This window comes from Paenibacillus cisolokensis, assembly GCF_018403665.1.
Taxonomy (GTDB): domain Bacteria; phylum Bacillota; class Bacilli; order Paenibacillales; family Paenibacillaceae; genus Paenibacillus_AH; species Paenibacillus_AH cisolokensis.
In genome coordinates this window covers 1-8,856 of sequence record NZ_BOVJ01000022.1, presented here as the reverse complement: position 1 = coordinate 8,856, position 8,856 = coordinate 1, and the positions used below count along the sequence as shown (strand labels likewise).

Below are 8,856 nucleotides of genomic sequence, written 5' to 3'. Positions count from 1 at the left end.
AAAAGAAGATTCTAAACATACTATACGAGGAGTGTTCGGAAATGAATCTGCAAGCCGTATACCATCGCATCAAGCAGAACTGGTCCTACGCTTACGATGCCGAAACGCTGCATATCAGGCTGCGCACCGCGCGCGGGGATGTGCAGCGGGTTCGGCTGCTGTGCGGGGACAAGTACGATTGGAAACGGACGAATATGGAAATCGACATGGAGCGTGGCGTATCGGACGCGCTGTTCGATTATTGGGAGGCGCGGGTCCGACCGCCTTATAAACGGCTCATCTACCGTTTCGCGCTGCATGACGGGGAGAAGACGGTCTATTATTCGGAGGCGGGATTCGATACGGAGCTGACCCCGCAGTATTACAAAGGCGCGTTCGACTTTCCTTACCTGCACGAGACCGACCGGATCGCGCCGCCAGAATGGGTAAAAGATGCGGTGTTCTATCAAATTTTCCCGGAACGGTTCGCCAACGGCGATCCGTCGAACGATCCCGACGGGACGGAGCCGTGGGGCGGCGAGCCGACGCCGAAAACTTCTTCGGCGGCGATCTGCAGGGCGTGATCGACCGTCTCGATTATTTGACCGAACTCGGCGTGAATGCGATCTACTTTACGCCGGTGTTCGAGGCGACGACGAACCACAAATACGATACGTCCGACTATTTCCGGGTCGATCCGCATTTCGGCACGAACGAAACGCTCAAGACGCTGGTGCGGGAATGTCATGCCAGAGGGATACGGGTATTGCTGGATGCCGTGTTCAATCATAGCGGCAGGCAGTTCGCGCCGTTCGTCGACGTGATCGAGAAAGGGGAGGAGTCGCTCTATAAGGACTGGTTCCATGTACGGAAATGGCCGCTTCGGATCGAGGACGGCGTCCCGACGTACGAGACGTTCGCGTTCGAGCCGATCATGCCGAAGCTGAACACGTCCAACCCGGAAGTCCGCGATTACCTGCTCAAGGTGGCTTCATACTGGATGGACGAAATCGGCATCGACGGCTGGCGGCTCGACGTCGCAAACGAAGTCGATCATCAATTTTGGCGGGAATTCCGTCAGACGGTCAAGAAGGCCAATCCGGACGCCTATATATTGGGCGAAATTATGCATGACGCGATGCCGTGGCTGCAGGGCGACCAGTTCGACGCCGTCATGAACTACCCGTTCACGAATACGGTCATCGATTTTTCGCTTCGCGGGAAATCGACAGCGCCGGCTTCGCAGCGGCGATCGGCGCGCTGCTCGCCAGTTACCCGGCCCAGGTGAACGAGGCGTCGTTCAATCTTGTCGGCAGCCACGATACGCCCCGTCTGCTGACGCGATGCGGCGGAGACCGCCGGCTCGCCCGACTGGCCGTGCTGTTTCAGTTCACGTTCGTCGGCGTCCCGTGCGTCTACTACGGGGATGAAGTCGGTTTGGACGGCGGCTACGATCCGGGCTGCCGCAAATGCATGGAATGGGATGAAGCCCGTCAGGACCGGGAGCAGCTCGCCTTTTACCGGGCGCTCATCCGGCTGCGCCTGTCCCACCGGGCGCTTCGAACGGGCGGATTCCGCTTCCTGCAGGCGGAGCCGGGATCGTCGACGCTCGCATACGAGCGCTATGACGAGCGCGAGCGGTTCGTCATCCTGATCAATCGCGGCGGGCGGCAGGCCGGTTTCAGGCTGCCGGCGGCCGGCACGGAATGGACCGATGCGCTGAGCGGCGAGGCTGTGGCGGCCGCAGGCGGCAACCTTGTCTGCAGCTTGCCGCCATACGGATACAAGGTGTTGCGGAGCAAACGAGTTTGACGCCCGTTTCCGGCTGCATAAAAAACGATTGACAACTGACTTGCCCTCATAATACGATTGAATTGAAGCTTCATACGATCGACAAACAACCTGAGGGCAATGCTTTTTTTAGAACGCTGCCGTTCTAAAGAAACAACCCCGTTTTCTCATGTTGAGAAGGCGGGGTTGTTTTTTTCATATCTGCTAGCCGCAGGACAGCCTTAAGCGTCCGCGGGCGGAAGGGAGGATTCGCGCACGACGAGCTTGTGGGGGATAATAATCGGCTGCAACTGACCGCTTTCTTCGCGAACGGCGCGAATAAGCGTCTGGGAGGCGGTGTAGCCGATTTGATAGATGCCGATATCGATGGACGACAAAGGAGGTGTCGCCAGCTCGGAAAGCGACAGATTGTTGAAGCCGACGATGCTCAGATCGCGGGGAACCCGGAACCCGAGCTCCGACAATCCGCGCAGCACGCCGAAGGCGACGATGTCGTCGATGGCGACAAGCGCCGTAGGCCGCTTCGGCAAGTTCATGAAGTAGGACATGGCCCGGTAGCCGCTTTCCTGCAAAAACTCGCCTTCCACGATCCATTCCGGATCGGCTTGCAGGCCGGCGTCGGCCAGCGCTTTGACGTACCCTTCCATCCGGTCTTTGGACACGATCAGATTGGGAGGGCCGCTGACGAAGCCGATTCGTTCGTGTCCCTGCGCGATCAGATGGCGCGTGGCATCATAGGCCGCCTGTACGTTGTCGTTGTCGACGGACAGCACTTGCGGGTACTGCTCGCTGCGCCCGATCAAGACGAACGGGAAGCTGCGCTCGGCCAAATAGGCGATCAGCGGGTCGTCCCGGCGCGAATAGAGAAGAATGATGCCGTCGACGCGGCGGCCGTTCACCAGGCGTGCGATCGCGTCCACCTCTTCCTGTCCGGATGTGCCGGCGGCCATCAGCAAATCGTAGCCGGAACGCGAAGCATGCGCCACGATGCCGCGGATCACTTCGGAGAAAAACAGGTTCTGAAACAGCTCGTCCGCCGGGCGGGGCAATATGATGCCGAGCGTGCGTGTCGTTTTGGAAACCAGGCTTTTGGCAATCTCGTTCGGATGATAACCGAGCTCCTTCATGATCCGCCGGACTTTATCCGCCGTTTCCTTGCTGATTCGGGGATTGTTGGAGATGACCCGTGAAACGGTTGACGGCGAAACGCCGGCCTTGCGGGCGACATCGATAATCGTGACAGGCATGGGCAACCACCTTATTCGATCTGGGTTGGAGTGCAAACGATTGCGTAAGCAGCAAACTGCACTGACAATTATGATAACGCATTCACAGACGGAAAGTAAATACGGCTAAAGGACGTAAAGAGACATCAAACAGACCTAAATAGAAAAATAATGAAAAAATGAGAAAAACATACAAACCAACGAATCATAAGATGATTTTGAAAGAAAACCGGTCTTTTTACGCAGTACAAACGTTTTCACAAACCATGCCGCTTTATTGTATGATGAATGCGCAATATAAAACGTTTTCATTGCCAAAACACGGTGGAATAGACAATATCGGACAACTGGAATGCGGCTGATAGAAAACGTTTGCGCATGAACAGTACAGGCAATCACAAGAACAGGCAGCATGCGAAATCAAACTATCATTTTGCGGGAGGAGTCGTTATGGTGAAAATCGGCAAAAGGGGAATTTGGTTGATCGTCTGTTTTCTCGTCTTCTCGCTGGCCGCGTGTGCGGGAGGATCGGGCGATCCGAAGCCGGCGAACAGGGAGTCGCAAGCTGGCGGCACGGCGAATGAAGGCGGCGGTTCGGAGAAAGCGGGCGGTGAGGAGACGGCCGGAGAGGAAAGCGCCGGAGAGGAAGCGGCCGGCGATGACATCGTTCCGGAAGGGGGCGCCAAGCTGATCGTATGGGAGGGCAAGGAGGAAAAGCCGTTTCTCGAGGCGATGATTGCGGAATTTACGGCCAAGTACAACATTCCGGTCGAGCTGCAGGAAGTGAACGCCCACGATCAGATCGAGAAGATCAAGAAGGACGGCCCCGCGGGCGTCGGGGCGGACGTGCTGGTCATGCCGCACGATGCGCTCGGACGGGCGATTGCGGCGGGCGTCGTCCTGCCGAACGACTGGTATGCGGAAGATACGATAGCCAATTTTGTCGCGCCCGCAGTGGAAGCGTTTACGCATGACGGCATGCTGTACGGTACGCCCCGCAACGTGGAGACTTACCTGCTTTATTACAACAAAAGCCTAGTGAAGCCCGAAGACCTCGCCTCCTGGGAATCGATCAAGGCTTTCGCCAAATCGTTCAACGACCCGCCAACCGGTTCGGCATCTTGTGGAAGCTTGACGATTCGTATTTCAACTACTCGTTCATTGCGGGCTACGGGGGTTATGTCTTCGGGAACAAGGGCACCGATCCGACCGATATCGGATTGAACAACGAAGGCGCGGTGGAAGGGATGAAATTTTTCCAAAGCATGCGCGAAGTCGTGCCGATCAAAGTGGCGGATGCGACCAACGATCTGAAGACCGACCTGTTCCAGAAGCAGAAGTTGGCCATCAATATGGACGGCGTCTGGCAGATGAGCAATTTTACGACGGAGAAGCTTGGATTTGAGGTCGGGGCCGTGCCGCTGCCGCCGATGCCGGGAGACAAGAGGCCGATCGCGTTTGCGGGCGTCAAAGGCTATCTCGTCAGCTCGTTCAGCAAATATCCGAATGCGGCCAAACTGTTCATCCATTACGTAACGTCGGAGCAAGCGATGGTGAAAAACTACGAATTGACCGGAATTATTCCGGCCCGCAACGGCATGGATCAGAACGAAGCGATCAAAAACAACGAAATCGCGGCGGCGTTCCTGGAGCAGTTCAAATATACGGAAGCGATGCCTTCGATCGTCGAGATGGATGCGTTCTGGTCGAATACGATGGGGGCGCTCTTCACACCGATCTGGGATGGGGCGGACGTCAAGCAGACGCTCGACAAAACGGTGGAAAATATGAAGACGTCCATATCGCAATTGCAGCAATGACGACAGGCGCAGATCAGCCTCGAGGCGCATCGGCGGCCGGTTAACTTAAGCGCCGTCACCCGCCGTCTTCGTGCGGGTGACGGCCCATTCGGGAGGGGGAGCAAGCGTATGCGTCGGCATCGTATCACCGCAGCCGCGCTTTCGGCAGTCGCGACGGGATTGGGGCAAATATACAACAGGCAGTACGCGAAAGGAGCGATTCTGTTCCTGCTGTATGTTGCGGGCATATTCTACGCCTCCACGAGACTGGGCGGGGCGATCTGGGGACTCGTGACGCTGGGAGAAACGAAACAGCAGATGAAGCTGGTCGGCAAAGTATATGTCGTGACGCCGGGCGATCATTCGATTTTTCTGATGGTCGAAGGTCTGATTGTCGTCTTCGCGGTTCTGGTGTTCGTCGCCATTCATATCGGCAATGTGGCGGACGCTTACCGCAGGGGGAAAGAACGGGAAGAAGGGAAGCGGCTTCACAACATTCGGGAAACTTTTCATTATGTGCTGACCTGGAAGTTTCCTTTCATCATTATCACGCTGCCGCTGTTGTTCGTCTTTTTTTCAGCGTGCTGCCGATTTTGTTCTCGGTGCTGATCGCCTTCACCAACTACTCGTCGCCCAATTATTTGCCTCCGGCCAATCTGGTCGATTGGATCGGTTTCGATTCGTTCAAAAATATGTTCTCGCTCAGCAAATGGACGGGCACCTTCTACGGCGTGCTCGGCTGGACGATCGTATGGGCGGTCGTCTCGACGGCGACGACGTTCTTCGGCGGTTTCGCGGTCGCGCTGCTCGTACAGCAGAAGGGCATCCGGCTGCGCGCCATGTGGCGCACGATCTTTATGCTGCCTTTTGCCATTCCGGCTTTTCTGTCCCTGTTGATCATCCGCAATATGTTCAATTCCCAGTTCGGTCCGATCAATCAATATTTGGGCCGGCTCGGCATTACGGGTCCGGAATGGATGTCCGATCCGATCTGGGCGAAAGTGACGGTCGTCCTGGCCAACATGTGGCTCGGTTTTCCGATTTCCATGCTGCTGATCATCGGCATTCTGACGACGATTCCGCGCGATTTGTACGAAGCGGCCGATGTCGACGGGGCGAGCCCGTTTCAGAAATTCAAGGCGATTACGCTGCCGAGCGTCATGTTCGCGCTCTCGCCGATCTTGATCGGCCAATTCGCCGGCAATATTAACAATTTCAACGTCATCTTCCTGATGACCGGCGGCGGTCCGGTGAACAGCGACTACCAGTTTGCGGGAAGCACGGACATTTTGATCACGTGGCTGTACAATTTGTCGATCAGCAACGGCAAATATAACTTCGCCTCGGTCGTCGGCATCATTCTGTTTCTCATTATCGCCAGCTTGTCGATACACAGTTTCCGCCGCACGCGCGCGTTCAGAGAGGATGATTTGCTGCGATGAATAGCAGTGCCCGGTTGCGCAAAGGATTGTGGCTGCTCATCAGCCATCTTCTGTTGCTGCTCATTGCCGTCTTTACCGTGTATCCGGCATTGTGGATCATATTTTCCGCCTTTCGCGAAGGCACGTCGCTGTTCAGCGACACGCTGCTGCCGGAGAAGTGGACGCTGGAACATTTCCGCAGCCTGTTCACCCGATTCGAATTCGCCCAGTGGTACGTCAATACGCTCAAAATCGCGTTCGTGTCCATGCTGTTCGGCACGCTGTTCGTCCTGCTGACCGGCTACGCTTTTTCGCGGTTTCGGTTTGCGGGGCGAAAGAGCCTGATGAGCGGGCTGTTCGTGCTCGGCATGTTCCCTTCGTTTTTGACGATGGTCGCGATTTATATTTTGCTGCTCAATATGAACTTGCTCAACACGCATTCCGCCTTGATGCTCGTCTATTCGGCCGGCGGAGCGATGGGCTATCTGCTTGTCAAAGGGTACTTCGATACGATTCCGCGAAGTCTGGAGGAGTCGGCCAGAATCGACGGCGCGAACCATTGGACCGTATTTTTCAAAATATTCCTGCCGCTGTCCCGCCCGCTTATCGTCTTTTTGTCGGTCACATCGTTTGCCGGCGCCTTCAATGATTTCATCTTTGCGCAGACGGTGCTTAGGACCAACGAGAAGCTGACGCTGGCCGTCGGGTTGTACAATATGGTCAATACGAATACGTCGACGCAATTTACGATATTTGCGGCAGGCTGCGTGCTGGTGGCCGTTCCGATTACGCTGCTGTTCATGGTTTGCCAGCGATTCCTCGTCGAAGGCCTGACGGCCGGGACGGACAAAGGATGAGGCGGGGGCGCAAGCGGCATGCGAGGGCAGCGCTCGCATGGCTGCTGTTGACCGTTGCCTTCGGCCTCCTGATCGGCTGCTCGGACGAAGCGAACCCGCCGGCCGTCCTGCCGCCTGATTCTGCGGACAGCGCTGCGGGGATTACGGATGACGGCGTGCTGGGCGAGGCGAATGACGCCGCTGCCAAGCCTTTCGTCATCAAGACGGCGCAGACCCGGATGGGCGCAAGCACGGGCGCCTTCTACGAAATTTTCGTACGGTCGTTCTACGATTCGGACGGTGACGGCATCGGCGACCTGCAAGGCGTCATCGACAAGCTGGATTATGTGGCCGATCTTGGCTTCAAAGGCATATGGCTGATGCCGATTCAGCCTTCTCCGAGCTATCACGGCTACGACGTCACCGATTATTACGATATCAACCCGGATTACGGCACGCTGGACGATTTGCGCCGCTTGACGGAAGAAGCGCACAAACGCGGCATCAAAATCGTGATGGATCTCGTCGTCAACCATACGAGCCGGGAACATCCGTGGTTCCTCGATGCGGCCGGCGGAACCGGCAGCAAATATCGGAATTGGTATGTTTGGGCCGAGGATCGGAACCTGGATACCGGCGAAGCCGGTCCGTGGGGCCAGCAAGTATGGCATAAACGGGGGGATTCGACCTATTTGGGCGTCTTCTGGGAAGGGATGCCGGACTTGAATTTCGACGAGCCGGCCGTCCGCCGGGAACTGATCAAGATCGGACAATTTTGGCTGAATCAGGGCGTGGACGGGTTTCGGCTCGATGCGGCGAAACATATATACGGCGATTTCGCTTCATCGGCCGCCGATCCGAAGACGTCGGAACGCAACGTCGAATGGTGGCAGCAGTTCCGCAGCGGCATGGAGGAGGTGAACGCCGACGTCTATTTGATCGGCGAAGTATGGGATGCGCCGCACGTCGTCGCGCCTTATCTGGACCGGGCGCTGGATTCCGGATTCAATTTCGACCTGGCGTCGCTGTTGATCGGCGCGACCCGGATGGAGCGGGCGCCCGATCTGGCCGGCGTGCTGAACCGCATGTATGAGACGTATGGCACACGATCGGGCGGATCGTTCGTCGATGCGCCGTTCCTGAGCAATCACGATCAGAACCGGGTGATGAGCGAGCTGGCCGGCAACGTCGATCGCGCCAAAATGGCCGCATCGCTGCTGTTGACGCTGCCGGGAAACCCGTTCGTCTATTATGGCGAGGAAATCGGCATGCACGGCGCGAAGCCGGACGAACGGATCCGCGAGCCGATGCCGTGGTCGGCATCCGGCGATGCGGAAGGAGAAGCGAACTGGGAGCCTTCGTATCACCGGCAGCCGGGCGTTTCGGTCGAGGAGCAGCTTGCCGATCCGGATTCGCTGCTGAATCATTACAAGACGATGCTCAAGTGGCGCAATGAAGAGCCGCTGCTTGGCGACGGCGGCATCGCCGCCTTCCCGATCGCAAACTCCGGCGTAGCCGGCTTCATTCGCGTACGGGACGACGATATGGCGCTTGTCGTTCATAATATGACGGGCGATGCGCAAGTCGTCGATTTGCAGGCGAACGGAACCGTGCCGTTCGCGCGCATCGCAGAGCGGAGCAAGGAAGGGACGTCGCTGGCGGACGGCAAGCTGGAGCTGCCTCCGTACAGTTCCGTCCTGCTGAAACCTTGAAATTAACGGCGGCCGCGCAATCATCGGCCTGCACAATTGCAGATTGAGGGGCTGTCCCAAAAGGTCTTGAATGACCTGGGGACCGCCCCTTC

7 protein-coding genes and 1 pseudogene are annotated in these 8,856 nt (G+C 57.1%); 7 read left to right on the top strand and 1 reads right to left on the bottom strand.

What is annotated here, in order from left to right:
• Nucleotides 1-41: 41 nt before the first annotated feature.
• Nucleotides 42-1,791 (top strand): annotated as a pseudogene (locus PACILC2_RS29145) (alpha-glycosidase).
• Between the two features lie 200 nt (nt 1,792-1,991).
• Here the strand turns inward: PACILC2_RS29145 and PACILC2_RS03330 are convergent.
• The gene (locus PACILC2_RS03330; RefSeq protein ID WP_062493456.1) at nt 1,992-3,017 is read right to left on the bottom strand and encodes a LacI family DNA-binding transcriptional regulator; all 1,026 of its coding nucleotides are present in this window, start codon (nt 3,015-3,017) and stop codon (nt 1,992-1,994) included.
• 429 nt (nt 3,018-3,446) lie between these two features.
• On the opposite strand from PACILC2_RS03330, the gene PACILC2_RS27790 reads away from it, so the two are divergent.
• The 6 genes from PACILC2_RS27790 (at nt 3,447) to PACILC2_RS27780 (ending at nt 8,764) form a co-directional block, all read left to right on the top strand.
• The gene (locus tag PACILC2_RS27790) at nt 3,447-4,220 is read left to right on the top strand and encodes a sugar ABC transporter substrate-binding protein (protein ID WP_280515262.1); all 774 of its coding nucleotides are present in this window, start codon (nt 3,447-3,449) and stop codon (nt 4,218-4,220) included.
• Nucleotides 4,118-4,816 carry an extracellular solute-binding protein gene (locus PACILC2_RS27785; RefSeq protein WP_280515261.1) on the top strand — a complete coding sequence of 233 codons (699 nt, stop codon included), beginning with the start codon at nt 4,118-4,120 and terminating at the stop codon, nt 4,814-4,816. The genes PACILC2_RS27790 and PACILC2_RS27785 overlap by 103 nt, the downstream gene beginning before the upstream one ends.
• A 108-nt stretch (nt 4,817-4,924) precedes the next feature.
• Nucleotides 4,925-5,404 carry a hypothetical protein gene (locus PACILC2_RS28400; protein ID WP_307860329.1) on the top strand — a complete coding sequence of 160 codons (480 nt, stop codon included), beginning with the start codon at nt 4,925-4,927 and terminating at the stop codon, nt 5,402-5,404.
• Entirely contained in the window at nt 5,398-6,237 is an 840-nt protein-coding gene (locus PACILC2_RS28395; RefSeq protein WP_307860331.1) for a carbohydrate ABC transporter permease, read from the top strand. Before PACILC2_RS28400 ends, PACILC2_RS28395 begins: the two co-directional genes overlap by 7 nt.
• On the top strand, nt 6,234-7,073 hold the full coding sequence (locus PACILC2_RS03315) for a sugar ABC transporter permease (protein ID WP_062493450.1): 840 nt from the start codon (nt 6,234-6,236) through the stop codon (nt 7,071-7,073). Before PACILC2_RS28395 ends, PACILC2_RS03315 begins: the two co-directional genes overlap by 4 nt.
• On the top strand, nt 7,070-8,764 hold the full coding sequence (locus PACILC2_RS27780; RefSeq protein WP_213527496.1) for an alpha-amylase family glycosyl hydrolase: 1,695 nt from the start codon (nt 7,070-7,072) through the stop codon (nt 8,762-8,764). The genes PACILC2_RS03315 and PACILC2_RS27780 overlap by 4 nt, the downstream gene beginning before the upstream one ends.
• The last annotated feature ends 92 nt before the right edge of the window (nt 8,765-8,856 follow it).

Coding starts and splice junctions, on each gene's coding strand:
- PACILC2_RS27790 (WP_280515262.1), top strand. CDS start 3,447: ATGGTGAAAATCGGCAAAAGGGGAATTTGGTTGATCGTCTGTTTTCTC.
- PACILC2_RS28400 (WP_307860329.1), top strand. CDS start 4,925: ATGCGTCGGCATCGTATCACCGCAGCCGCGCTTTCGGCAGTCGCGACG.
- PACILC2_RS03315 (WP_062493450.1), top strand. CDS start 6,234: ATGAATAGCAGTGCCCGGTTGCGCAAAGGATTGTGGCTGCTCATCAGC.
- PACILC2_RS03330 (WP_062493456.1), bottom strand. CDS start 3,017: ATGCCTGTCACGATTATCGATGTCGCCCGCAAGGCCGGCGTTTCGCCG.
- PACILC2_RS27780 (WP_213527496.1), top strand. CDS start 7,070: ATGAGGCGGGGGCGCAAGCGGCATGCGAGGGCAGCGCTCGCATGGCTG.